The 1,302-nt window shown below is 68.5% G+C and carries 1 protein-coding gene; it reads right to left on the bottom strand.

Translation table 11 applies throughout. From position 1 onward, the window contains the following. On the bottom strand, positions 1-1,001 hold a 1,001-nt coding region (locus ACWD1Z_RS37670; RefSeq protein WP_451125450.1), incomplete at its 3' end, for a pyridoxal phosphate-dependent decarboxylase family protein. Between the last annotated feature and the right edge of the window lie 301 nt (positions 1,002-1,302).

The following is a 1,302-nucleotide window of genomic DNA, read 5'->3' on the forward strand; positions in this document are numbered from 1 at the left end:
CGCTGGTTGTCGCGGAGGTTGAGGTAATCGGCGCTCAGGGGCAGTGCCGCCCGGTGGGCCCGGGCGTCGGCGATGAGGGCGACGCCGCAGTCGTAGGGGGCGTTGAGCCATTTGTGGGTGTCGGTGGCCAGGGAGTCGGCGAGGTCGAGGCCGTCGAGGAGGGTGTGGCGCAGGCGGGGCGAGGCGGCGGCCCAGGCGCCGAAGGCGGCGTCGAGGTGCAGCCACCCGCCGGCCGCGTGGGTGCGTTCGGCCAGGGGACGCAGTCGGTCGACGCCTCCGGTGTTGATCTCCCCGACGTGTCCGCACACGATGAGCGGCCCGCCCCGTACCTTATCGAGTTCCTTCTCCAGGGCGGGCTGGAGGATACGGCCCTCGCTGTCGGCGGGCAGCTCACGGATCGACCCACCCAAGCCCAGGATCTGGAGGGGTCGGGTGACCGCGGCGTGGATGGTCTCGTTGACCAGGACCGTCACCGTCGGCCCCCCTTGCAGCCCCTGCTGGGCCACGTCCCAACCGTGACGGGCCAGCATCTCGTGGCGGGCGACAGTCAGCCCGAGGAGATCGGCATGGGTACAGGCGGGAGTGAACGCGTAACTCGTCGTGGCGGGCAGGGCGAACAGTTCGGTGAGCCAGCGCCCGCAGATGTCCTCCAGCACCGCCGTCAGCGGGGAGCCGTCGTGGACGATGCAATTCTGGTCCCACACACTCGTCAGCCAGTCGGCGGCCACCCCCACGGGCACCGTCCCGCCCACGACGTACCCGAAGTACTTGCCCGCCCCTGACGGCACCAGTCCTCCGCTTGCTGCCAGGAGCTGATGGAGCACGTCGAGGGGGTCGGAGGGAGACGTGGGAAGACCGTGGTCGAGGATGCCTCGCAGATCCTCGTCCGTCAGGCCCGCGCGTACCTCACGCGTGGGTAACTGCCGAACGTACTCCAGGGCCGCCTCCAGCACCTCCGGCAGAAGTGCCTCAAGGGCTGCCAGTTGTTCGCTCGACTTCACGCGTCTTCTCCTTTGCTACGCCCAGTTGGGCCCGGGCGGTCTGTTGCTCCGGGAAACGGCCTCGCTGCGGGACCTTGGAGTCCTGTCGGGCCTCACCAACGTCCTCGGGACGGACCAGGTCGCGCAAGACGTGCTCGGGACCTATGGGGGCACGGGTCTGGACACACCAATGAGGCGAGGCACACCCCCGCGCACAGGAGTGTCCACGGGCGTTGACCCCTGATGTTGAACACACGAGACACTGGATCCTGAGGATCTGAGAACGGACATCTCGTGGTCATGAAGAACTACCCGCCGGAGT

This window comes from Streptomyces sp. NPDC002784 (assembly GCF_053592135.1).